This window comes from Streptomyces sp. NPDC005438, from assembly GCF_040606315.1.
Taxonomy (GTDB): domain Bacteria; phylum Actinomycetota; class Actinomycetes; order Streptomycetales; family Streptomycetaceae; genus Streptomyces.
This window is the reverse complement of the sequence record NZ_JBEXEP010000009.1, coordinates 217,494-239,284: the sequence shown is the minus strand read 5'-3', so window position 1 is coordinate 239,284 and position 21,791 is coordinate 217,494. Positions and strand designations below refer to the sequence as shown.

At 72.7% G+C, this 21,791-nt stretch carries 22 protein-coding genes; 7 read left to right on the top strand and 15 right to left on the bottom strand.

Annotation, left to right across the window (positions count from 1 at the left end; genetic code table 11):
* Positions 1 to 41: 41 nt before the first annotated feature.
* From ABZT14_RS20300 to ABZT14_RS20280, 5 genes are all read right to left on the bottom strand, one after another.
* The gene (locus tag ABZT14_RS20300) at positions 42 to 1,010 is read right to left on the bottom strand and encodes an ABC transporter permease (RefSeq protein WP_356304681.1); all 969 of its coding nucleotides are present in this window, start codon (positions 1,008 to 1,010) and stop codon (positions 42 to 44) included.
* Positions 1,003 to 2,550, bottom strand: a complete 1,548-nt coding sequence (locus ABZT14_RS20295) for a sugar ABC transporter ATP-binding protein (protein WP_356304678.1) — start codon at positions 2,548 to 2,550, stop codon at positions 1,003 to 1,005. The genes ABZT14_RS20300 and ABZT14_RS20295 overlap by 8 nt, the downstream gene beginning before the upstream one ends.
* Positions 2,551 to 2,638: 88 nt before the next feature.
* Positions 2,639 to 3,730 carry an ABC transporter substrate-binding protein gene (locus ABZT14_RS20290; protein WP_356304740.1) on the bottom strand — a complete coding sequence of 364 codons (1,092 nt, stop codon included), beginning with the start codon at positions 3,728 to 3,730 and terminating at the stop codon, positions 2,639 to 2,641.
* A 132-nt stretch (positions 3,731 to 3,862) separates the two neighbouring features.
* A complete protein-coding gene (locus ABZT14_RS20285; protein ID WP_356304675.1) occupies positions 3,863 to 4,894 on the bottom strand; it encodes a LacI family DNA-binding transcriptional regulator in 1,032 nt (343 codons plus the stop codon).
* Between the two features lie 466 nt (positions 4,895 to 5,360).
* The gene (locus tag ABZT14_RS20280; protein WP_356304738.1) at positions 5,361 to 5,681 is read right to left on the bottom strand and encodes a hypothetical protein; all 321 of its coding nucleotides are present in this window, start codon (positions 5,679 to 5,681) and stop codon (positions 5,361 to 5,363) included.
* A 389-nt stretch (positions 5,682 to 6,070) separates the two neighbouring features.
* Here ABZT14_RS20280 and ABZT14_RS20275 point away from each other — a divergent pair, with 389 nt between their 5' ends.
* Positions 6,071 to 6,625 carry a hypothetical protein gene (locus ABZT14_RS20275; RefSeq protein WP_356304673.1) on the top strand — a complete coding sequence of 185 codons (555 nt, stop codon included), beginning with the start codon at positions 6,071 to 6,073 and terminating at the stop codon, positions 6,623 to 6,625.
* Between the two features lie 135 nt (positions 6,626 to 6,760).
* On the opposite strand, the gene ABZT14_RS20270 is transcribed toward ABZT14_RS20275, so the two are convergent.
* Together ABZT14_RS20270 and ABZT14_RS20265 are read right to left on the bottom strand one after the other, a co-directional pair.
* Positions 6,761 to 7,120 (bottom strand): GntR family transcriptional regulator, encoded by a 360-nt coding sequence (locus ABZT14_RS20270; protein ID WP_356304670.1) that lies wholly within the window; start codon positions 7,118 to 7,120, stop codon positions 6,761 to 6,763.
* Between the two features lie 5 nt (positions 7,121 to 7,125).
* Positions 7,126 to 8,133, bottom strand: a complete 1,008-nt coding sequence (locus ABZT14_RS20265) for a DUF1648 domain-containing protein (protein ID WP_356304667.1) — start codon at positions 8,131 to 8,133, stop codon at positions 7,126 to 7,128.
* Positions 8,134 to 8,258: 125 nt separating this feature from the next.
* Between ABZT14_RS20265 and ABZT14_RS20260 the strand changes: the two genes are divergently transcribed.
* The gene (locus tag ABZT14_RS20260; RefSeq protein WP_356304664.1) at positions 8,259 to 9,791 is read left to right on the top strand and encodes a UDP-N-acetylglucosamine 1-carboxyvinyltransferase; all 1,533 of its coding nucleotides are present in this window, start codon (positions 8,259 to 8,261) and stop codon (positions 9,789 to 9,791) included.
* A gap of 43 nt (positions 9,792 to 9,834) precedes the next feature.
* Here ABZT14_RS20260 and ABZT14_RS20255 read toward each other — a convergent pair whose 3' ends face one another.
* Together ABZT14_RS20255 and ABZT14_RS20250 are read right to left on the bottom strand one after the other, a co-directional pair.
* Complete coding sequence (locus ABZT14_RS20255) at positions 9,835 to 10,236, bottom strand: RidA family protein (protein ID WP_356304661.1); 402 nt, start codon at positions 10,234 to 10,236, stop codon at positions 9,835 to 9,837.
* Positions 10,233 to 11,360: an acyl-CoA dehydrogenase family protein gene (locus ABZT14_RS20250; protein WP_356304658.1), complete on the bottom strand. Its 1,128-nt coding sequence runs from the start codon at positions 11,358 to 11,360 to the stop codon at positions 10,233 to 10,235. The genes ABZT14_RS20255 and ABZT14_RS20250 overlap by 4 nt, the downstream gene beginning before the upstream one ends.
* A 125-nt stretch (positions 11,361 to 11,485) precedes the next feature.
* Here ABZT14_RS20250 and ABZT14_RS20245 point away from each other — a divergent pair, with 125 nt between their 5' ends.
* From ABZT14_RS20245 to ABZT14_RS20235, 3 genes are all read left to right on the top strand, one after another.
* Positions 11,486 to 13,114: an AMP-binding protein gene (locus tag ABZT14_RS20245; protein ID WP_356304656.1), complete on the top strand. Its 1,629-nt coding sequence runs from the start codon at positions 11,486 to 11,488 to the stop codon at positions 13,112 to 13,114.
* 5 nt (positions 13,115 to 13,119) lie between these two features.
* Positions 13,120 to 13,962, top strand: a complete 843-nt coding sequence (locus ABZT14_RS20240) for a PaaX family transcriptional regulator C-terminal domain-containing protein (RefSeq protein WP_356304654.1) — start codon at positions 13,120 to 13,122, stop codon at positions 13,960 to 13,962.
* Between the two features lie 125 nt (positions 13,963 to 14,087).
* Entirely contained in the window at positions 14,088 to 14,294 is a 207-nt protein-coding gene (locus tag ABZT14_RS20235) for a hypothetical protein (protein ID WP_356304651.1), read from the top strand.
* A gap of 34 nt (positions 14,295 to 14,328) precedes the next feature.
* Here the strand turns inward: ABZT14_RS20235 and ABZT14_RS20230 are convergent, their stop codons facing one another.
* Complete coding sequence (locus ABZT14_RS20230; RefSeq protein ID WP_356304648.1) at positions 14,329 to 15,090, bottom strand: class I SAM-dependent methyltransferase; 762 nt, start codon at positions 15,088 to 15,090, stop codon at positions 14,329 to 14,331.
* Positions 15,091 to 15,187: 97 nt separating this feature from the next.
* Here ABZT14_RS20230 and ABZT14_RS20225 point away from each other — a divergent pair, with 97 nt between their 5' ends.
* Positions 15,188 to 15,430, top strand: a complete 243-nt coding sequence (locus ABZT14_RS20225; RefSeq protein WP_356304645.1) for a DUF3099 domain-containing protein — start codon at positions 15,188 to 15,190, stop codon at positions 15,428 to 15,430.
* A 67-nt stretch (positions 15,431 to 15,497) separates the two neighbouring features.
* On the opposite strand, the gene ABZT14_RS20220 is transcribed toward ABZT14_RS20225, so the two are convergent.
* From ABZT14_RS20220 to ABZT14_RS20205, 4 genes are all read right to left on the bottom strand, one after another.
* A complete protein-coding gene (locus tag ABZT14_RS20220; RefSeq protein WP_356304642.1) occupies positions 15,498 to 16,436 on the bottom strand; it encodes a TauD/TfdA family dioxygenase in 939 nt (312 codons plus the stop codon).
* Positions 16,437 to 16,778: 342 nt separating this feature from the next.
* Positions 16,779 to 16,847 carry a putative leader peptide gene (locus ABZT14_RS20215; protein WP_356304735.1) on the bottom strand — a complete coding sequence of 23 codons (69 nt, stop codon included), beginning with the start codon at positions 16,845 to 16,847 and terminating at the stop codon, positions 16,779 to 16,781.
* A gap of 110 nt (positions 16,848 to 16,957) precedes the next feature.
* Positions 16,958 to 19,198, bottom strand: coding sequence for a bifunctional salicylyl-CoA 5-hydroxylase/oxidoreductase (locus ABZT14_RS20210; protein WP_356304733.1), 2,241 nt, complete (start codon positions 19,196 to 19,198; stop codon positions 16,958 to 16,960).
* Between the two features lie 71 nt (positions 19,199 to 19,269).
* Complete coding sequence (locus ABZT14_RS20205; RefSeq protein ID WP_356304639.1) at positions 19,270 to 20,097, bottom strand: enoyl-CoA hydratase family protein; 828 nt, start codon at positions 20,095 to 20,097, stop codon at positions 19,270 to 19,272.
* Positions 20,098 to 20,308: 211 nt separating this feature from the next.
* On the opposite strand from ABZT14_RS20205, the gene ABZT14_RS20200 reads away from it, so the two are divergent.
* Complete coding sequence (locus tag ABZT14_RS20200) at positions 20,309 to 20,656, top strand: VOC family protein (RefSeq protein WP_356304636.1); 348 nt, start codon at positions 20,309 to 20,311, stop codon at positions 20,654 to 20,656.
* Positions 20,657 to 20,744: 88 nt separating this feature from the next.
* On the opposite strand, the gene argF is transcribed toward ABZT14_RS20200, so the two are convergent.
* Positions 20,745 to 21,752, bottom strand: coding sequence for an ornithine carbamoyltransferase (gene argF, locus ABZT14_RS20195; RefSeq protein ID WP_356304633.1), 1,008 nt, complete (start codon positions 21,750 to 21,752; stop codon positions 20,745 to 20,747).
* Between the last annotated feature and the right edge of the window lie 39 nt (positions 21,753 to 21,791).

Below are 21,791 nucleotides of genomic sequence, written 5' to 3'. Positions count from 1 at the left end.
GTCCCTGGTGTCCCCGGTGTCCCGGCCTTCCCTGACGGCGCTCACCGCTTGCCCCTCTCCCGTGCCACGTACACCGCGCACACGATCACGACGGCCTGCGCGATCTGCGTCCAGGAGGTGGGCAGATCGTGCTTGATGAGGGTGGCCGTCAGCAGTTGGATCAGCACCGCGCCGGCCACGGTGCCGCCGATGCGTACCCGCCCACCGCTCAGGGGGGTGCCGCCGACCACCACGGCGGTGATGGCGGACAGTTCCATCAGGTTGCCCAGCGCGCTGGGGTCGCTGGCCTGGAGTCGGGCGGTGGCCAGGAAGCCGGCCACCGCCGCCAGCACCCCGGAGCTGACGTACACCACGATCAGCACCCGACGCACCGGCAGCCCGGCGAGCTGCGCGGCCGGGCGGCTGTCACCGATGGCCAGCAGTTGCCGGCCGAAGGTGGTACGGCGTACCGCGAGGCCCACCACCACGGCCAGCACCCCGGCGATCAGCGCCACGTAGGGCACGCCGAGCAGGCTCCCGGAACCGAGGCTGGCCATCTGGGGGTTGCGTACGTCCTCCAGCTGGGGCAGCAGCACCTGGGCCAGCCCCCGGCAGCCCACCATCAACGCCAGGGTGGCGACGATGGGTTGGACCCCGACCAGGGCCACCAGGGAGCCGTTCACCAGCCCGACCACCGCCCCGCCGAGCAGGGCCACGAACAGGGCGGCCCATGGTCCGTAGCCGAGGTAGAGCGAGACCAGGGCGGTGGACAGGGCCATCACCGACCCCACCGACAGGTCGATGCCCTCGCTCCCGATGGCCAGCGCCATGCCGAGGGCGACGATGAGGATCGGCGCGACCTGGACGGCCTGGGTACGGAAGTTCTCACCGGAGGCGAAGTGGTCGGTGAACAGCAGGTTGAACACCAGCAGGGCCGCGACTCCGGCGTAGACGCCGTAGCTCTGTAGCCAGTTGACGACCCGTTGCCGGTCGACCGTGCGCTTTCCCTCGCCCAGGGCGACGTCAGCCATGCCCCTCCTCCTCGGCCGCCGCCGCGATGGTCCGCATCAGCTGGTCCTCGGTGACCTGGTCGCCGGTCAGCTCACCGACCACCGCGCCGTCGCGCAACACCACCACCCGGTCCGACCCCTCGATCAGTTCCTCCACGTCGGAGGAGATCAGCAGGACGCCCAGCCCCTCCTCGGCCAGTTCGTCGATGAGCTTCTGCACCTCGGCCTTGGCTCCGACGTCGATCCCCCGGGTGGGTTCGTCCAGGAGCAGCACCTTGGGGTGCATCGCCAACCAGCGGGCCAGCAGCACCTTCTGCTGGTTGCCGCCGGAGAGTTCGCCCACCTTCTGGTGCGGGCTGGACGCCTTGATACGCAGCCGTCTGACGAAGGTGTCGACCACCGCGTCCACCCGGCTCTCGGACACCAGGCCCAGCCGGGACATCCGGGGCAGGGCGGCGGCGACGATGTTCTCCCGCACCGACAGTCCCGGGAGGATGCCCTCGGACTTGCGGTCCTCCGGCAGCAGGCTGATGCCGGCGCGGATCGCGGCCGGGGTGGAGCCGGTACGTACCGGCTGGCCGGCGACCGTGATCCGGCCCTCCCCCGGGGCCAGCGCCCCGGCGATGACCTTGGCCGTCTCGGTACGGCCCGAACCCAGCAACCCTCCGAGTCCGACCACCTCACCGGGGTGGATACGTACCGAGACGTCGTCCAGCTGGTGTCGGCGGGAGAGACGCTCGGCGCTCAACACCGGCTCGGCTCCGGCCTCGTGGGCGCCGGCGAACTTGGTGACCCCCTCGGCCCGCACCTGTCCCATCTCCCGGCCGAGCATCAGCGAGACCAGTTGGAGGCGGTTGGTGTCGGCCAGCGGACCGGTGTGGACCAGCCGACCGTCCCGCAGCACGGTGACCGTGTCGCAGATCGCGTACAGCTCCTCCATCCGGTGGCTGACGTAGACCACCGCGATGTCCTGGGCCCGCAGCCGGCGGATCACCTCGAACAGGGTCTCCACCTCGCGGGGTTCCAGCGAGGAGGTGGGCTCGTCCATGATCACCACCCGGGCGTCCACCGAGACCGCCCGTGCCAGGGCCACCATCTGCTGGGCGCCGACGCCCAGTTCGCGCAGGGAACGGCGTACGTCGACCCGCACCCCGTACTCCCGCAACACCTCGGCCGCCTCCCGGTGCATCCGGGAGAAGTCGATCAGCCCCAGCCGAGTGCGGGGTTCGCGGCCCAGGAACAGGTTGCGGGCCACGCTCATCAGCGGGATGAGGTTGACCTCCTGGTAGATGGTGGAGATCCCCGCGTGCTGGGCGGCCAGCGGGGTGGGGAAGGACACCGGCCGGCCCTGGTACCGCACCTCGCCCCCGTCCGGCGCGTAGACCCCGGTGAGGACCTTGATCAGGGTGGACTTGCCGGCGCCGTTCTCCCCCACCAGGGCGTGGGTCTGTCCCGGTCGTACACCGAAGGTGACGTCGTCGAGGGCGAGTACGCCGGGGAACCGCTTGGTGACGCCCTGGACGGCCAGAACGTCGGCGGCTGGGTCGGAAGGTGCGGTCACCGCTGTGCTCCTGGGGTGTCAGCGCGGGGCGGAGGGGCCGGGCCGAGGACGGTGGCCCGGCACCGCGTCCGCCCCGCGCGAGGGAGGGTCAGTACGCCTTGGACAGGTCCGACTTGGCGTTCTGGCTGGTGTACTGACTGTCCTTGATGACGATGTCCTGACCCACCGGCTTGCCCTGGGTGAAGGTGTCGAAGGTGGCGAAGGCCAGCGGTCCGAAGCGCGGGTTGGACTCGATGACCCCGCTGATCCAGCCGTCCACGATCCCCTGGACGGCCTTGCGGGTGCCGTCCACCGTCACGATCTTCACGTCACCGGGCTTCTTGCCGGCGCTCTTGAGGGCGTTCACCGCGCCCAGTCCCATCTCGTCGTTCTCGGCGTAGATGCCCTTGATCCCCGGCTTGGACTGGATGAGGTTCTCGGTGACCGACTGCCCCTTCTCCCGGGTGAACTCGCCGGTCTGCTTGAAGACCACCTTCAGGTCGGGGGCCTTCTCCTTGATCCGGTCCTCGAACCCCTTGGTGCGCTGGGTGGTGACGTTGTTGCCGGCGGTGCCCAGCAGGATCGCCACGTCGCCCTTGCCCTTGGTCGCCTTGACCAGTTCGTCGGCGGCGCGCTCGCCCTGCTTGACGAAGTCCGAGCCGATGAAGCTCACGTAGTCCTGGCAGGGCTTGGCGTTGATCTTGCGGTCCACGGTGACGATCGGGATCTTCTTGGCCCGCGCCGACCGGAGCACCGGCTCCCAGCCGTCGGAGTTCAACGGGGCGATCACCAACAGGTCGGCGCCCTTGGCGATCAGGTCCTGCACGTCGCTGATCTGCTTGGAGAACTGGGACTGCGCGTTGGCGGTCAGCAGCTTGACGCCGCGCTTCCTGGCCTCGGCCTTGATGGAGGCGGTCTCGGCGATACGGAAGGGGTTGGCCTCCTTCTCCGACTGGGAGAAGCCGACCGTGGCCTTCTTCAGGTCCAGCTTCTTCGCCCCGTAGTCGTCGATCAGGCAGGGCTTGCCCCCGTCGCCCTCGGCCACCTGCTTGTTGGCCTCCTCGTTGGAGGACTTGGAGCTGTTGCTGTCCGACCCGTCGTCCTCGGACTTGCTGCATCCGGCGGCCAGCGCCAGGCTCAGCGCCAGTCCGACGGTGAGGACGTTTCTGGTCAGCTTGCGGGAGTGCGACGTCATGCGGATTACCCCATCTCGGACGGCGAGGGCCGGTGGCTCCGTTTTTTACATCGTTGAAAGGGCGGTGTAAATACCCCGTGCGACCCGTGGACGTCACAACCCGGCATCCCGCTTCGGACACCCCCGGGTCCCGCCCGGTCAGCGCGGTGCGCGACCCAGGGTGCTCTCCCGCCTGACCAGCTCGAACCCCGGCTCCAGCTCCCGCCGGACCGCCGAACCACCGCTCTCGCCCTGTTGCTTGAGCCGCTCGATCACCGACTCCACCGCCAGCCGCGCGATGGCCTGCTTGTCGGGGGCGATGGTGGTGAGGGTGACCGCCCCGTACCGGGACTCGGTCACGTCGTCGAAACCCACCACCGCGATGTCCTCGGGGATGCGCAGGCCCCGCTCGAACATCACCCGCATCGCGCCGATGGCGATCCGGTCGTTGTACGCGAACACCGCGTCCGGCCGCTGCCCGGAGTCCAGCAGCCGGGCCATCGCCTGGGCCCCGTCTTCGTGGTCCCAGCTGCGCGCGGTGACCACCAGGTGCTCGTCGGCGCTGATCCCGCAGGCCGCCAACTCCGCCTGCCAGCCGAGGAAACGCAGGTGGGCGGGCGGATGGCTACGGTCCTCCCGGGCTCCCAGGAAGGCGATCCGCCGCCGCCCGAGGTCCACCAGGTGCCGTACCGCCGTCCGCGCGGCGGCGATGTTGTCGATCGCGATGTGGTCGTAGGGCAGGTCGTACCGCCGCTCGCCGAGCAGCACCAGCGGGGAGTCGTCGTCCCGGGCCGCGAGGTCCTCGTGCTCCAGCTCCAGCGGGCTGAGGATCAGCCCGTCCATCACCCGGGCCCGGAACCCGTGGCAGACCAGGATCTCCTGCTCGCGGCGGCCCTGGGTGTGGTCCAGCAGCACGGTGTAGTCGTGCTGGCCGGCGATGTCGATCACCGCGCTGGCCAGCTCCGCGAAATAGGGGTTGCCCAGCTCGGGCACGGCCAGACCGATCAGCCCGGTACGGCCTTTGCGCAGGTGGCGGGCGGTGGGGTTGGGGCGGTAGCCCAGCTCGTCGATGGCGCGCTGCACCCGGGCCCGCATCGCCGGCGTGACGTGCGGGTGGTCGTTGACCACGTTGGAGACGGTCTTGACCGAGACCCCGGCACGCTCGGCGACGTTCTTGAGACTCACCCTCATCTGTCATCCTCCAACGCCTGGTGTCAGGAACCCGGACAGCGCGCAGGAGGCGTGCTCTCATGCCAACTGCTGTGGTTTCCATCGTTATACAAGATGGCCGAGCGGTTGGGCAGAGGTCCCCTCACTCGCACCCCCGGGAACCTCCGAGGGGTCACCGGACTCCGCTCCGTCCACCACCGCGCCGTACCGGTCCGGGCGACCACCCCGCGCGGCCGGACCGACTCCGGCCGTTGCCGGGTCCGCCCACCCACCACCGGCCCGGCCGGGTACCCGGGCCAGCGGGTCACCCACCCCCGACCGACGGGAGCGATCAGGGGCACTCGCGGGGAGCCCACTGCTCGTACGGCTCCGCCCGGGTGCCGTACGGGCCCGCCCGGGTCAGCGGGCGCGGGCGCGCACCCCTACGGCTGACGGGGGCACCCGACGACACCCGCTGGCACTGGTACCGGGACGCCGCCCGGATGCCCTACGCGGAGGGGTGCTCCTCAAGGAGCCGGAACAGTACGGCGGCCTCCGCCCGAAGTCGCGTGACATGGTCCGCCTGGGCCGGGGCGGTCAACCCCTCCGCCGCCTCCAGCCGCTCGACGGCCTCCGCTCGCACCACCTCGGCCACCTGACGTTCACTCAGTTCACGCCGCGCCACGTCGGTGGCGCCGGCACCGACCGGTGCGTGTTCGAGGGCCGAATCTCGCTGGTCGGCGTCGTCCACGGGCACGGCCTCCGCGTTGTCCAGCGCGGCGAGTGTCGCGCGCAGGGCGTTCACGGTGGGCTTGTCGCGGGCACGCATCGCTTCGGTCAGGGACTGGCGCAGTCGGGCGCGGAGGGACATGGGTGGGAGCCTACGGCGGTGCCTCGCCCAGCGACCACGTGTTTCCTCGGCTGGGGAGCGAACGACGGTGCCCCGTACGGCCGTTCCCGAGGGCGTACGGGGCACCGGCCGTTCCCAGGACGATCTGGTGGCGGGGTCGGCCACCCCACGACCGCCCGCGCCCCCGGCCGGCCCTCTCGCGGGGCACCGCACCGCCCCTCCACGTGCCCCGTTGAGGGACCATGGTGGGGTGCCCCCTCCTCCTCAACCCCCGGACACCGGGCGTGAGTTCGTCCGGTCGCCGCTGCCCACGTCCTCGTACGGGCTGGGCGTACCGGACACCCGCACCGGCCCTACCAGCCTGACCCATGACGGCTGACGCGGAGGTATGGCGGCCCCTGGCCGCCCTGCTCCCTCCCGCCCCGGCGCGGGAGGTCATGGACTGCTGGTCGGTGGGCGAGCAGGAGAGCGCGATCGCACTCCTGGTCTCCGCCCTGCTCGCACACGACCTCACGATCAGCGGGTACGACCGTGCCCAACTGTCCGTGCTCGCCGAGATGTGGGGCCAGCGCGAGGCCACCGAGGAACAGCTCCTGCGGTGCCGTGCCCTCCCCCACGACGACTCCCCCCTCCGACTCCTCGCCCCGACGGAACCCCTCGCCCCGGGGAACGGCTTCCCAGGTCACCCAGCCGACTCCCCGGACCTGTTGGTGGTCCCGTGGATCACCTGCGCCCGGTGCGGTCAGACCCTCGGTCGCGTACATCGGCGTGAGCCCTGGGGAGACCTCTCCTTCTCGGCGGTCCACTACCCCCTCTGGTCACCAGGGGCGACGGCACCCTCCCGGGTCTTCGCCACAGGGGCCGAACAGGAGGCGTTCGACGCCCTCGCCTCCTGCCCGTGCGGGAAGCCACCGGGCGCCTAGGACGGGGCGGGAGGGTCAACCGCGACGGCAACCCGACGCCGGCGGCCCACCTCGGCCACTCGCGAGGGCGTTGTTCCCCTCCGGGCCCGGGTCGGTGTGGGGCCAGGCGCGGGGAGCGGCCACAGGGCAGCCCCCTCAGCCGGGGGTCAGCGCTCCCCGTACCAGGTCCAGGATCTCCTCGTCGACGAGCCCCAGGCGGCGTGCGGAGTCGATGAGGTGCCGGGCCTCGTCGGCCAGCCGTACGCGTTCGGCGCTGGCCTCCTGGGAGATCACCGCCCCCCGGCCCCGTCGCAGTTCGATGAGGCCCTCCTCGCGCAGCCGTTGGTAGCCGCGCAGGACGGTGTGCACGTTGATGCCCAGGGAGTCGGCCAACTCGCGGGCGGCGGGGAGCCGTTGACCGACGGTGACCTGGCCGTCGGCCACCGCGCCCCGTACACAGGCGGCGATCTGTTCCCCGAGGGGTACCGGGGAGCCGGGGTCGATGCGGAACAGCACGACCGCTACCCCTTTCCGGGGTCGCCCGCGCCACCCTGGCGCTGGACCAGGGTGTTGAGCAGCGCGGCACCGGTACGGGAGTCGTCGACCGTGACCACGAACTCGCGCCCCTCGCGCAGCCGTACGCTCAGCGCCTCGCCGGAGCGCAGGAGGACGCCCCGCTTGCCCGGACGTACGCGGTAGCCCCAGCCGCCGAACTCGCCCATCGGGGAGACCTCCCGGGTGCCGGCCTCCACGATGCGCTCCAGCCCTATGGTGCGGCGCAGCGGGAAGACCGGCACCGTCTGGACGGTCAGTCCACGCCGGTCCACCGTGGTCCGCACCCCGGAACAGGCCAACACCAGGAGTGCGGCGACCAGTTGGGAAGCCCAGGCCGCGGGGTGCACCCCGACGGCCGCGAGCACCAGGGCGAGCGCGGCCAGGAGTCCGCCGAGCAGGAGCAGGCCCCGGGAGCGGAGGGTGCCGGACCAGCTGGCGACCTCGCCCGGTTTCAGTTCCAGGTGCCGTACCGAGGTGGCGGAGGTGTCCGGTTCGTGGGAGGCGCCCATGAACCGGGCGAGCATCCAGCCGATCAGGCCGGCCGGCAGGGCGGCGACTCCCAGGGCGATCAGCAACTGCGTGTCCGGGAAGGTGACCTGGGTGGGGTCCTTCACGTCCAGGTTGGCGTGGAGGCTGCCGGTCAGGACGTATCCGAGGAGTCCCGCCGTCCCCCAGCTGAGGGCGGAGAAGATCCGCAGGGTGTTGCGGGGGACGGCGCTGAACACGGAGATCGCGGCGAACATCACGCCCATCCCGAGCAGGAGCGCCAGGCTGACCGTCAGGTAGGTGGAGGCCGAGGTCCAGCCGTCGGCCCTGCCGTCCCCGGAGTGGTGCGAGGCCAGCCGGTCGGGGAGGCGGTCGTGGAAGAGGGCCAGGTACACCACGACGACCAGGGCGGCCACGGCGTAGGGCAGTACGAGCAGGGCAGAGCGGCGGGCGGCCACCGCGCGGGGGACGCTCAGCTGGGGTCTCATGGGCAGCACTCCTTGGGTTGTTCGCATAGTACCCAAACAATCCACGGACATGTCCCCGCCCGCCCCTGACACGGACGGCCTACCGGAAACGGGGGTCCGGCGTTCCCTCGGGCTAGCTTTTCGCTATGACCGACCCCAGCCACCACCGCATCGGCCTGCTCATCCGTGACGCCCGGGAACACCGTGGGCTCACCCAGAGCCAGCTGGCGGAGGCCCTGCAGACCAGTCCCGGTGAGTTGAACCAGATCGAGCGCGGCACCGGGGAGATCAGCATGGAGCTGGTCGCCCGGATCTCCGAGGCCCTGGACGCCCAGCTCGTTCCCCCTGCCGGCAGAGCCGGGCCGACCCATCTGCGGGTGGTCGGCGGACGTCGCCTGGGCGGCGCCATCGACGTACGCACCAGCAAGAACGCCTGTGTGGGACTGCTGTGCGCGGCGCTGCTGAACTCCGGGCGCACCGTGCTGCGCAAGGTGGCCCGGATCGAGGAGGTGTTCCGGCTCCTGGAGGTGCTCAACAGCCTGGGCGTGAGCGCCCGTTGGATCAACGAGGACACGGATCTGGAGATCCACACCCCGGCCCGGCTGCGCCTGGAGGACATCGACGTCGAGGCGGCCCGGCGCACCCGCAGCATCATCATGTTCCTGGGCCCCCTGCTGCACCGGGCGGACCGCTTCCGCATCCCCTACGCGGGCGGGTGCGACCTGGGCACCCGGACCGTGCACCCGCACATGAACGCGCTGCGGCACTTCGGGCTGGAGGTCACCGCCACCGAGGGCACGTACCACGCCGAGGTCGACCGGGAGGTCACCCCGGCCCGGCCGATCGTGCTGACCGAACGCGGGGACACCGTCACCGAGAACGTGCTGCTGGCCGCCGCCCTGCACGACGGGGTCACGGTGATCCGCAACGCCAGCTCCAACTACATGGTCCAGGACCTGTGCTTCTTCCTGGAGCAGCTCGGGGTGCGGATCGAGGGGGTGGGCACCACCTCGCTGACCGTCTACGGCCGGCCGTACATCGAGGAGGACGTCGACTACTCCCCCTCGGAGGACCCGGTGGAGGCGATGAGCCTGCTGACCGCCGCCGTGGTCACCGACTCGGAGCTGACGGTACGGCGGGTACCGGTGGAGTTCCTGGAGGTGGAGCTGGCGGTCCTGGAGGAGATGGGCCTGGACCACGACCGGGGTCGGGAGTACCGCACCGACAACGGCCGTACCAGGCTCGTCGACCTCACCGTGCGGCCGTCGAAGCTGCGGGCCCCGGTGGACAAGGTGCACCCCATGCCGTTCCCGGGCCTCAACATCGACAACGTGCCGTTCTTCGCCGCGCTGGCCGCCGTGGCGCAGGGGCAGACGCTGATCCACGACTGGGTGTACGACAACCGCGCCATCTACCTGGCCGACCTCAACCGGCTCGGCGCGCGGCTCCAACTCCTGGACCCGCACCGGGTGTTGGTCGAGGGACCGACCCGGTGGCGGGCCGCCGAGATGATGTGTCCGCCCGCGCTGCGTCCGGCGGTGGTGGTGCTGCTGGGGATGATGGCGGCGGAGGGCACCTCGGTGCTCCGCAACGTCTATGTGATCAACCGGGGGTACGAGGACCTGGCCCGGCGGCTGAACCAGGTCGGCGCCCGGATCGAGATCTTCCAGGACCGGTGAGTCCGGGGGGCGCGGGGCCGGGCTGACTCCGCGCCCCCCGGGCTCACTCCTGGAGGACGGCCACGCCGTCCAGTTCCACCAGGGCGGTCTCGTCCCACAGGCGTACCACCCCGATCAGCGCCATCGCGGGGTAGTCCCGGCCGGCGTGGTCCCGCCAGATGCGGCCCAGCTCCCGGGCGTGCCGCCGGTAGGCGTCCACGTCGGTGGTGTAGACGGTGACCCGGGCCAGGTCGTCGGGGTGACCGCCGGCGTGCTCCAGGGCCGCCAGCAGGTTGCCCAGCGCCTGGTCGAACTGGGTGGGCAGGTCCTCGCCCACGATCCGTCCCCGGGCGTCCAGGGCGGTCTGGCCGGCCAGGAACACCAGCCGGGAGCCGGTGGCGACCACCGCGTGGGAGAAGCCGGTCGCGGGTGCGAGCCGCTCGGGGTTGAGGCGTTCCAGGGTCACCGGTAGAGCTCCTTCGCGATGATCGAGCGTTGCACTTCGGTGGCTCCCTCATAGATACGGGGTGCCCGCACCTCGCGGTAGAGGTGCTCCAGCAGGTGGCCGCACTCCAGGGCCCGGGCGCCGTGGATCTGTACGGCGGCGTCCACCACGAACTGGGCGGTCTCGGTGGCGTAGAGCTTGGCCCTGGCGGCGGACCGGGCCAACCCGTCCTCGCCCCGGTCGGCGGCGGACGCCGCCGCGTACACCAGCAGCCGGGCCGCCTCGACCCTGGTGTCCATCTCCGCCAACTGGTGGGAGACCGCCTGGAGTTGGCGCAGCGGGGAGCCGAAGGCGGTGCGCTCGTCGGCGTGCCGCACGGCGGCGTCCAGGGCGGCGCTGGCCATCCCCACCGCGAAGGCGCCGACGCTGGGCCGGAAGAGGTTGAGGGTACGCATGGCCACCGCGAAGCCCTCACCGACCTGACCGAGCACGTCCCCGGGCCCCACCAGTACCCGGTCCAGGTCGAGCCGGCCCATGGGGTGGGGGGAGAGCATCCGCAGCGGTTGACCGCCCAGCCCCGGGCGGTCGGCCGGCACCAGGAAGGCGGTGACGCCCCGGGGGCCGGCCTCGCCGGTGCGGGCGAAGACCGAGTAGAAGTCGGCCTGGGGGGCGTTGGAGATCCAGGTCTTGGTACCGGTCAACTCCCAGCCGTCGCCGGCCGGTCGGGCCTCCAGCCGGAGGGCGGCGGCGTCCGAGCCGGCCTCGGGTTCGGACAGGGCGAAGGCGGCCACGGCCCGACCGGCCACCATCTCGGGCATCCACCGGCCCCACTGTTCCGGGTCGCCGGACAGGGCCACCGGGGAGGCGCCCAGCCCCTGGAGGGCGAGGGCGGTCTCGGCCTCGGTACTGCCGTAGGCCAGTGACTCGCGCAGCAGGCACAGGTCCAGCGCGGCGGGCCGGACCCCGGGGCCGTCACCGGGGAAGACCCGGGCCAGCAGCCCCTCCTCGCCCAGGGCCCGTACCAGGGGGCGGTTGACCACTCCCGGCTCGCCCCGCTCGGCGAGGGGGCGCAGGGTGTCCTGAGCGAGGGTGCGCAGCGAGGCGCACCACCGCCGTTGCTCGGGCTCCAGGGCGAAGGCCGGCATCACACCACTCCTCTATCGCGTACCGTTGACTGCCGTCATGAACACGTTACGCTCAGCCTAGGGCGGACCGCCCCGATCCCGGCCCGGAACCGCCCCTCAGACGGCCACCGCGAAGGGGCACCGCCATGGAACTGAGCCCATCCGCACACCAGGACACCTTCGCCCGCGACCACCTGCCACCACGCGACCAGTGGCCCGACCTGCCCCTGGGGCCGCCCCTGCCGGACTACCCCGACCGGCTCAACTGCGGGGTGGAACTGCTGGACGCCACCATCGAGCGGTACGGCGCCGACCGGCCGGCCCTGCTGGACGGCGCCGGCACCGTGTGGAGCTACGCGGAGCTGAGGAACCGGGTCAACCAGCTCGCCCACGCCCTCACCCAGGACCTGGGGGTCCGCCCCGGCGAACGGGTCCTGCTGCGCGGCCCCAACTCCCCCACGCTGGCCGCCTGTTGGCTGGCGGTGATGAAGGCCGGCGGGGTGGCGGTCACCGTGCTGGCCGCCCAGCGCAGCCGCGAACTGCGCACCCTGTGCGAGCTGGCCCGGGTACGGCACGCGGTCTGCGCGGCCGACGGCGTCGAGGACCTCGCCGGTATCCCCGGGCTGCGGGTCACCCCCTACGGCGGGGACGAGCCCGGCGACCTGCTGCGGCTGGCCGCCCGGCGCCCCGCCTCGTACCAGGCGGTGCCGGTGGCCGCCGACGACGTGGCCCTGATCGCCTTCACCTCCGGTACCACCGGGCGGCCCAAGGGCTGTATGCACTTCCACCGGGACGTGCTGGCCGTCGCCGACACCTTCTCCGAGCGGGTGCTGCGCCCCCGCCCCGAGGACCTGTTCGCCGGCAGCCCCCCGCTGGGGTTCACCTTCGGGCTGGGCGGACTGGTGGTCTTCCCGCTGCGGGCCGGCGCCAGCGCCCTGCTGGACCAGTGGGCCGGCCCCGACCAGATGCTGGAGGCGATCCGACGCCACCGGGTCACGGTGCTGTTCACCGCCCCCACCGCCTACCGCAGGATGGGCGCGCTACTCCGGGAGACCGGGCGGGACCTGCCCTCGCTGCGTCGCTGCGTCTCGGCCGGGGAGAACCTCACCGAGGGCACCTGGCGGGACTGGTACGAGCGCACCGGAACACGGCTGATCAACGGCATCGGCGCCACCGAGATGCTGCACATCTTCATCTCCGCCGCCGACGAGGACATCCGCCCCGGCACCACCGGGGTCCCGGTGCCCGGCTTCGAGGCCCGGGTGGTGGACGTCCTCGGCGAGCCGGTGCCGGACGGGGAACCCGGACTGCTGGCGGTCCGTGGCCCCGTCGGCTGCCGCTACCTGGCCGACCCACGGCAGCGGGAGTACGTACGGGACGGCTGGAACCACACCGGGGACACCTACGTCCGCGAACCCGACGGCTACTTCCGCTACGTCGCCCGCGCGGACGACATGATCATCTCCGGCGGCAACAACATCGCCGGCCCCGAGGTGGAGGACGCCCTGCTGCGGCACCCCGACGTGGAGGAGGTCGCCGTGGTGGGGGTGCCCGACGAGGAGCGCGGGGCCGTGGTGGTCGCGCACGTGGTGCTCCGCCCCGGGCGGGAGGCGGACGAGGGGACGGCCGACGAGCTGCGGGAGTTCACCCGCGCCGAGATCGCCCCCTACAAGTGCCCCCGCCGTTTCGTCTTCGCCGGCTCCCTGCCCCGCACCCCCACGGGCAAGCTCCAGCGCTACCGGCTGCGGGAGGCCGACCCGGCCGATCTACAGTGAGGCCCGTGTCCAGCGCCCGCCCCTCCCCCGGTTCCCTCATCCTCACCTGCTACGGCGCCTGGGGACGCGACTTCCCCGACCAGGGCACCGTGCCGGTGGCCACCCTGATCCGGCTGCTGGCCCCACTGGGGGTGGACGCCCCCTCGGTACGTTCGGCGGTCTCCCGGCTGAAGCGGCGCGGGCTGCTCACCGCGCACGGCTCCGGCACCCGGGGCGCCGGCTACCGCCCCTCCCCCGCCGCACGGGAACTGCTGGAGGACGGCGACCGACGCATCTTCCACCGCCCCGACCCGGACGACCGCTGGCTGCTGGTGGTGTTCTCCGTACCGGAGAGCCAACGCAGCCAACGGCACCAACTCCGGTCCCGGCTGGCCCGGTTGGGCTTCGGCACCGCCGCCCCCGGGGTGTGGATCGCCCCCGCGCACCTGGAGTCCGAGACCCGTCACGCACTGGACCGGCTGGACCTGACGCCGTACGTCGACCTGTTCACCGGAGAGCACTCCGGCTTCCAGGCCACCCCTGAGGCGGTGGCCCGCTGGTGGGACCTGGAGGACCTGGCCGGGCGGCACCGCGCCTTCCTCGCCACCCAGGAACCGGTGCTGGAACGGTGGTCGCGGGACTCCCCCGAGGGCCCCGACGACCCCGAGGAGGCGTACCGGGACTACCTGCTGGCCCTGGACGCCTGGCGCCGGCTCCCCTACGCCGACCCGGGCCTGCCCCGCCGGACGCTGCCCGAGGACTGGCCCGGACAACGCTCGGCCGAGGTCTTCGACCGGCTGCGCCAGCGGCTGTGGCGACCCGGCCGGTCCCACGTCCGACGGGTGGCCGGACTGCCCCGGGCAGAGTGACCCGTCTCGTCGGCGCCCGCGAACCGACCGGGGTTCCGTACCGGAGTGGGGGCAGGCGAGCGGCACGCCGCGCCCTCCCCGGAACCCGGGCCGGCGAGGACCACGACCGCACCGGAGGGACAGCCATGACCCATGACGAGGACCTCCTGCGGGAGCGTCTGGAGTGGGGGGTACGCCTCACCGCCGCCGTCCTGTGCCTGGGGCTGGTCGGGGCGGCGCTGTCCGGGCTCGGCGTACCCCGCACCCCCACCTGGGCGTTCGCGGTGGGCGCGGCGGTGGCCGGCTGGTGGGCCGCCGACCGGTGCGTACGCGGTCACCGGCACGGGCGCTGACCGCGCCCGGCCGCTTCCCGGACGCGGGCTCGCCCTACGGGGCCGGCGCGGGTCCTCCGCGGAGGACCAGGGTGACGAAGCCCAGGGTGCCGCGATAGCCGCTGAGCCAGGCCTCACGGTGCCGGTCAGCGAAGGTCAACGCCTCCCGGCTGTCGGGGTCGCGGGGGTGGTCCAGCGCCCAGGCGCTCAGGGTGCCGACACAGTTCCACTCGTAGGCGTCCCACTCCCCGGGGGTGCTCACATGTCCGTACACCGGCACCCAGCCGGCCTCGCGCACCGCCCGTACGGTGCCCGCCAGGTCCTGGTACTCCTCCGCCTCGAAGCCGGCGTCCAGGGTGGCCGGCCCCGGGGGCCGCTCCCAGAACCCGTCGCCCACCAGCGCGGTGCCCCCTTCGGCCAGCAGGCCCTCCACCGCCCGGAGGGTGGGCGCCAACCCCCCGAAGGCGTGGGCCGCGCCCACGCTCAGCACCACGTCGAAGCGGGTACCGGCGCTGTCGGCGTACGCCCGGGCGTCCTGGTCGAGCAGTTCCAGGCGGTCGGCCAGCCCCTCGGTGTCGCCGCGGTCCCGCCCCCGGCGCACCGCCTCCCCGTCGATGTCCACGCCCACCGCCGTGGTCTCCGGGTGCCTTCGCAGGGCGCGCCGCAGCCACTCGCCCTCCTTGCAGCCCAGGTCCAGCAGCCGGGCGGGGCCCTTCGGCAGGGAGCGGTCCAGCAGTGTGGTCACGGTGGAGTCGTCCAGGGGGCCGGCGATCGGATGGTTCCGGTGCCACAGGGCGCTGACGCGTTCACGTTCCATGGCCGGCATCCTCACGCCCGCCCGGGCCGGTGTCTCCTGGTTTTCCCCGCCCTGGGCGGCCGGTGGTGTCCCGGTGCGAGGGGCCTACGGTGGAAGGGTGAGCACGGGACCCCACGCCCCCGAGTCGGGGCCGGCCCGACGGCGGTACGCCCGGCGCCGTCGCCGCTACCTCGCGTTGATGGCCTGCTGCCTGCTGCTGTTCGTCGGGGCCGGCGCCCTGGTGCGGCTGTGGTCGGTGCCACTGGCGGTGGGCATGTGCGTGGTGGCCATGGTCATTCCCCCGGTCGCCGCCGTGGTGGCCAACCGTCGTGGCCCGGAGGACCGTTGGTGGGACGAGTGACCCCGTCACCACGGCCACGCCCCCGACTCCCGCCGGGTGGCGGGGGTCGGGGGCGTGGCACGGCCGGTCAGTAGGGGCGGTCCCCCACGATGGCGACCCGCTCGGCCACCCTGCGGTGCGGCGCGTAGTCGTTGACCGCGTAGTGCTGGGTGGCCCGGTTGTCCCAGAAGGCGATGTCACCGGGACGCCAGCGGTACCTGACCTGGACCTCGGGCAGATGGGCCTGCTGGAACAGCTGCCGCAGGAGCCGGTCGCTCTCCTCCCGCTCCAGCCCGACGATCCGGGTGGTGAAGGAGACGTTGACGAACAGCGTGCGGCGCCCGGTCTCCGGGTGGACCCGCACCACCGGGTGCTCCACGGGCGGGAACTCCTCCTGGAACCGCGCCAGTTGCTCGGGGGCGGCGAACCGGGCGAACCCGGGCAGGAAGTCGTGGACCGCGCGCAATCCGTCCACCCGTTCCCGTACCTCGGGCGGCAGGTTGTCGTACGCGGCGCCCATGTCGGCCCACATGGTGTCGCCGCCGGCCGGTGGCAGCTGGTGCAGTTGGAGCACCGCCCCCAGGGAGGGGTTCTCCCGGAAGGTGGTGTCGGCGTGCCACACGTTCTCGAAGGTGGGCAGCGCGTTCCGGTCGAAACGGGCCACCTCGGAGTCGTCCCCGGTGGCCAGGAACGGGTTGGTCTCCAACTCGCCCCAGGTGCGGGCGAAGTCGCGTTGGGCCCGGGAGGAGAGGCGCTGGGCCCGGAAGAACAGCACCTTCCACTCCAGCAGGGCCCGGTGGAGTTCCTCGCGCAGCGCGGGGGTCAGCGGCCGGGACAGGTCGAGCCCGCGTATCTCCGCGCCCAACAGGGGGCCCAGCGGGGCCAGTTCGAACAGCTGGTAGGGCTTGTCGACCTGCCCGGGGGCCAGTCGGCGCACCGTACGCGGGCCCTCGACCAGGGTGTCCCCGGGGACGCGGTGGTCGCGCAGCGGTGGGGAGCCGACCTTGGTGGACTGGGTGATGGTCATCTGTCTTCCTCCCTCTCGCTCGCTGTCGTCGTCTCTCGTACCACCGCGTGGACCGCGCCCCCTCCGGGGGTCAGCGCGTCCGGCGCGTCCGGGGCCTCCGGGCCTCTTTCGCCGTCCCGTGGGAGGGCACGGAGTACCGGTGGTGAACCGTCCGGTTCACCGGACGATCACTCAACACCACCACCGGTCGCCGGGGAAGACCGCCTCCACGCGCCCGGGACGCACTTCGGCCGGGCACCCGGTGCTCTGGGGTGGACCTGGCCGACGTCCCGTCGGGGGCCTCGCCTCGGTGGGGCCGGGCCCTGGTGTCCGGTCAGCGGACAGGGCCGGCCTCGGGCCGGTTCAACAGTGAGAACTGGCCACGCGGCAGAGGTCGATGTGGAGGCGTTCCACAAGGGGGCTGTGGTCCATGGCCCCTGCTTTCTAGCACGTCGTGCGGTCAGTGGCCAGGGTGCTCCACAGCGTGAGACACCACGGCGCCCGCGTCCGTCCCGGGTTCCGGCGGCGCCCCTGACGCCGGCTCAACGGTCCAGGCTCAGCCGGGGTTTGGGGGCGTCCAGCCGTCCGGTGGGCGGACGTCTGCTGCCGGCCCGGTAGGAGGTGGGCCAGGGGGCGCCGGGGCCCGCGTACTCCTGCTCGGCCGCCGCGTGCAGGGTCCAGTGCGGGTCGTACAGGTGCGGGCGGGCCAGCGCGCACAGGTCCGCCCGGCCGGCCAGCACCAGCGAGTTCACGTCGTCCCAGGAGGAGATGGCGCCCACCGCGACCACCGGTACGCCCACGGTGTTGCGGATACGGTCCGCGTACGGCACCTGGTAGGAGCGGCCGAAGTCGGGGGCCTCCTCGGGCACCACCTGCCCGGTGGACACGTCGATGGCGTCCGCGCCGGCCTCGGCGAAGGCGGTGGCGATGTCCAGGGCGTCCCGCGGGGAGGTGCCGCCCTCGGCCCAGTCGGTGGCCGAGATCCGTACCGTCATCGGCCGGTCGGCGGGCCACACCTCGCGGACGGCGGCGAAGACCTCCAGGGGGTAGCGCAGGCGACCGGCGAGGTCGCCCCCGTACTCGTCCCGGCGCTGGTTGGTCAGCGGGGACAGGAAACTGGACAGCAGGTAGCCGTGGGCACAGTGCAGCTCCAGCAGGTCGAACCCGGCGCGGGCGGCCCGTTCGGCGGCCCGTACGAACTCCTCGCGGACGGCGGCCAGTCGGGGCCGGTCCAGCTCCCGGGGCACCTGGTTGACCCCGGCCCGGTACGGCAGCGGGGAGGGGGCCACCACGGGCCAGTTGCCCTCCGGCAGCGGCTGGTCGATGCCCTCCCACATCAGCCGGGTGGAGCCCTTCCGCCCGGAGTGGCCCAGCTGGACGCCGAGGGCGCAGCCGGGGGCCCGCTGGTGGACGAACCCGGTGATCCGCCGCCAGGCGTCCTCCTGGGCGTCGGTGTACAGGCCGGTGCAGCCGGGGGTGATCCGGCCCTCGGCGCTGACACAGACCATCTCGGTCATCACCAGCCCGGCCCCGCCCAGGGCGCGAGCGCCCAGGTGGACCAGGTGGAAGTCGTCCGGCAGCCCGTCGGTGGCCTGGTACATGTCCATCGGGGAGACCACCACCCGGTTCCGCAGCCGCAGCCCGCCCAGGGTGTACGGGGTGAACATCGGCGGGGTGCCCTCGGGGACGCCCGCCTCCCGCTCCACCCGGGCCACGAACTCCGGGTCACGCAGCCGCAGGTTGTCGTGGGTGATGCGGCGGCTGCGGGTGAGCAGGTTGAAGGCGAACTGGTGGGGCGGCTGGTCCAGGTAGGCCGGCAGGTCCTCGAACCACTCCAGGCTGGCCCGGGCGGCCCGCTGGGTGGAGCGCACCACCGGACGGCGCTCCTCCTCGTACGCGGCCAGGGCGGAGGGCAGGTCGGGCTGTTCCTCGACGCAGGCGGCCAGGGCGAGGGCGTCCTCGACGGCCAGCTTGGTGCCCGAGCCGATGGAGAAGTGGGCGGTGTGGGCGGCGTCGCCCAGCAGCACGATGTTGCCGTGCGACCAGCGCTCGTTGACGACCGTGCGGAAGGGGATCCAGCTGGAGTTGTTGCCCCGCAGCCGGCAGCCGTCCAGGGTCTCGGGGAACAGGGCGGCGCAGCGCCGCGCGGACTCCTCCTCGTCCAGCCGGTCCAGCCCGGCCGACCGCCAGGTCTCCTCCCTCATCTCCACGATCACCGTGCTGGCTCCGGGGGTCGAGCCGGTGGGCGCGGCGTAGGGGTAGCCGTGCAGTTGCATCACGCCGTGCGGGGTCTCGGCGATGTCGAAGCGGAAGGAGTCCAGGGCGCGGTCGGCGGCCAGCCAGATGTAGCGGCAGTGGTGGGTGGTCAGCCGGGGCCGCAGGTGGTCGGCGAGGGCCGCCCTGGTGGCGCTGTGCACCCCGTCGGCGGCGACCACCAGGTCGTGGTCGGCGGCCAGTTCGGTCGCCGGTGGCGCCTCGTGGTGGAAGCGCAGCCGTACGCCGAGCGCGCGGCAGCGGTCGTGCAGCAGGGCGAGCAGCCGTTGCCGGGAGACGGCCGCGAAGCCGTGTCCGGTGGAGGTGAGGGTGCGGCCCCGGTGGGTGATCGCGATGTCCTCCCACCGTACGAACTCGGCGCTGAGGGCCGCGTACACCTCGGCGTCGGCGTCCTGGATGCCGCCCAGCGTCTCGTCGGACAGCACCACCCCGAAGCCGAAGGTACGGTCCGGGGCGTTCCGTTCGTGGACGGTGACCTCCCGGTCGGGGTCCAGCCGTTTGAGCAGCATCGCCGCGTAGAGGCCGCCCGGGCCTCCGCCGATGACCGCGATCCGTCGGGGCTTGCCCTCGGCCACCGGGATCACCTGCCTCGCCACTGCGGGGGGCGCTTCTGGGTGAAGGCGGAGTGGAACTCGGCGTAGTCGGCGCTGTTCATCAGCAGCGCCTGGGTCGCCGCGTCCATCTCGACGGCGGCGGCCAGCGGCATGTCCAGTTCGGCCGTCAGCAGCGCCTTGGTCTGGGCGTGGGCCAGGGCGGGGCCGTCGGCCAGTCGGCGGGCCAGGGCGTCGGCCGCCGGGTGGGCCTCGCCGTCGTCGACCAACTGGCTGACCAGTCCGAGGCGTTCGGCCTCCGGGGCGCGCACCGGCTCCCCCAGCATCAGCACCCGGGTGGCGTGGCCGAGGCCGATCACCCGGGGCAGCAGGTAGGCGGCGCCCATGTCGCCGCCGCTGAGCCCGACCCGGGTGAACAGGAAGGAGAAGGTGGCAGTGGGGTCGGCCACCCGGAAGTCGGAGGCGAGGGCGAGCACCGCTCCGGCTCCGGCCGCCGCCCCGTGCACGGCGGCGATCACCGGGAACGGCGCCTCCCGGATCGCCCGCACCACCTGGCCGGTCATCCGGTTGAAGTCCAACAGTTCGGCGGTGTCCAGCTCCAGGGTGGCCCCGATGATCTCCTCGACGTCGCCGCCCGAGCAGAAGCTCCGTCCGGTGCCGCCCAGCACCAGGGCCCGCGCGCCCCGGGTGCGGGACAGTTCGGCGAGCAGGTCCCTGAGGTCGGCGTAGGCCTCGAAGGTGAGGGCGTTGAGCTTCTCCGGGCGGTCCAGGGTCACGGTGACGACCCCGTCGCGCTGGCTGACCCTGAGGTGCCGCCAGCTCTCGGTGTTCTGGGCGGTGCCGGTGAACGGGCTCATGGGGCGGCCTTCCTGTGCCGGCCGACGCCGGCGGTTCGGCTACGTCTACCGTCAGCAACGTATCACCGGTTTATGACCGTCGTCACGAGTACGCGATACCCCTCCGCCCCACCGACAGCGCAGCACCCTTTGCGCCCACCCGGGCGCTCCACCAGCATGGAGAGCGGTAGCCACACGAACACCAACGGCAACGAGCTACGAGGTGAGCCCCATGGGCGTCGCACAGGTCTACGCGGTCCTCCCGGTGGACGACATCGACTCCGCGTCCACCTGGTACGAGCGACTCTTCGGCCGCCCCGCCGACCTGGCGCCCATGGACGGCCTCCTGGAGTGGCAGGTCACCCCCGGTGGGGCCCTCCAGGTCGTCCGCGACCAGGACCGTTCCGGCCAGGGGATGCTCACCCTGGGGGTCGACGACATCGACGAGCACACCGCCGCCCTGGCCGACCGGGGCGTGGAGGTCGGGGAGATCGTGGACACCTCTGTCGGCTTCCGCATCTCCACCCTGCTGGACCCGGCGGGCAACACCCTCACCCTCGCCGAGGAGGCCCTGGACTGAGGAGGCCCTCCGCCGAGGAGCGCCGGTGCCGGCGCCCCACGGAAGGGTGCGGGTCCGCGCGGCCGGCCGCACCAGGGGCGGCGCGGGTTCAGTCCCGCGTCAGGGTGGCGACCAGCAGGGCCTTGACGGTGTGCATCCGGTTCTCCGCCTGGTCGAACACCACCGACCTCGGCGACTCGAAGACCCGCGAGGTCACCTCCATCGACTCCAGGCCGAACCGCTCGTGGACGGTCCGCCCCACCTCGGTGCCCAGGTCGTGGAAGGCCGGCAGGCAGTGCATGAACCGGGTCTCGGGGTTGCCGGTGGCGCGCAGCACCTCCTCGGTCACCGCGTACGGCAGGAGCTGGGGGATGCGCTCCTCCCACACCCGGGGGTCCTCCCCCATGGACACCCAGACGTCGGTGCTGAGGAAGTCGGCGCCCCGTACGCCCTCCTCCACGTCCTCGGTGACGGTGATCCGGGCGCCGCTGTCGGCGGCCAGTTCGCGGGCGCGGGCGATCAGGGCGTCGTCCGGCCACAGGGGGCGGGGGGCGACGATCCGCACGTCCATGCCCAGCAGGGCCCCGGTGACCAGGGTGGAGTTGCCGGTGTTGTGGCGGGCGTCGCCGAGGTAGGCGTGGGTGAGGGAGGACGGGGGCCGGCCGGGGAGGCACTCGGTCATGGTGAGGACGTCGGCCAGCATCTGGGTGGGGTGCCAGGCGTCGGTGAGCCCGTTGTAGACGGGCACCCCGGCGTGGGCGGCCAGTTCCTCGACCACCGACTGGTCGCCGCCCCGGTACTGCAGGGCGTCGTACATCCGCCCCAGCACCCGGGCGGTGTCCCGGGCGGACTCCTTGTGCCCCAGCTGGGAGCTGCGGCCGTCCAGGTAGGTGGTGTGGGCGCCCTGCTGGGCGGCGGCCACCTCGAAGGCGCAGCGGGTGCGGGTGGAGGTCTTCTCGAAGATCAGCGCGACGGACCGCCCGACCAGGCGGGGCACCTCGGCCCCCGCCCGTCGGGCGGCCTTCAACTCGCGAGCCAGGTCGAGGAGTCGGGTGAACTCCTCAGCCGTGAGGTCCAACTCCTTGAGCAGGTGGCGGCCGAACAGATCTGTCGCCATGGCGGGCTCCCGGGTCGCGGTGGTCGTCGGTGGTGCTGG

Bases quoted from the DNA above. Each gene is read 5' to 3' on its own strand.
- ABZT14_RS20265 (WP_356304667.1), bottom strand. From the start codon at position 8,133: ATGAGACCCCAGCTGAGCGTCCCCCGCGCGGTGGCCGCCCGCCGCTCT.
- ABZT14_RS20210 (WP_356304733.1), bottom strand. From the start codon at position 19,198: ATGCTGCTCAAACGGCTGGACCCCGACCGGGAGGTCACCGTCCACGAA.
- ABZT14_RS20260 (WP_356304664.1), top strand. From the start codon at position 8,259: ATGACCGACCCCAGCCACCACCGCATCGGCCTGCTCATCCGTGACGCC.
- ABZT14_RS20280 (WP_356304738.1), bottom strand. From the start codon at position 5,681: ATGCGTGCCCGCGACAAGCCCACCGTGAACGCCCTGCGCGCGACACTC.
- ABZT14_RS20300 (WP_356304681.1), bottom strand. From the start codon at position 1,010: ATGGCTGACGTCGCCCTGGGCGAGGGAAAGCGCACGGTCGACCGGCAA.
- ABZT14_RS20250 (WP_356304658.1), bottom strand. From the start codon at position 11,360: ATGCCGGCCTTCGCCCTGGAGCCCGAGCAACGGCGGTGGTGCGCCTCG.
- ABZT14_RS20200 (WP_356304636.1), top strand. From the start codon at position 20,309: ATGGGCGTCGCACAGGTCTACGCGGTCCTCCCGGTGGACGACATCGAC.
- ABZT14_RS20230 (WP_356304648.1), bottom strand. From the start codon at position 15,090: ATGGAACGTGAACGCGTCAGCGCCCTGTGGCACCGGAACCATCCGATC.
- argF (WP_356304633.1), bottom strand. From the start codon at position 21,752: ATGGCGACAGATCTGTTCGGCCGCCACCTGCTCAAGGAGTTGGACCTC.
- ABZT14_RS20245 (WP_356304656.1), top strand. From the start codon at position 11,486: ATGGAACTGAGCCCATCCGCACACCAGGACACCTTCGCCCGCGACCAC.
- ABZT14_RS20275 (WP_356304673.1), top strand. From the start codon at position 6,071: ATGACGGCTGACGCGGAGGTATGGCGGCCCCTGGCCGCCCTGCTCCCT.
- ABZT14_RS20285 (WP_356304675.1), bottom strand. From the start codon at position 4,894: ATGAGGGTGAGTCTCAAGAACGTCGCCGAGCGTGCCGGGGTCTCGGTC.
- ABZT14_RS20220 (WP_356304642.1), bottom strand. From the start codon at position 16,436: ATGACCATCACCCAGTCCACCAAGGTCGGCTCCCCACCGCTGCGCGAC.
- ABZT14_RS20205 (WP_356304639.1), bottom strand. From the start codon at position 20,097: ATGAGCCCGTTCACCGGCACCGCCCAGAACACCGAGAGCTGGCGGCAC.
- ABZT14_RS20235 (WP_356304651.1), top strand. From the start codon at position 14,088: ATGACCCATGACGAGGACCTCCTGCGGGAGCGTCTGGAGTGGGGGGTA.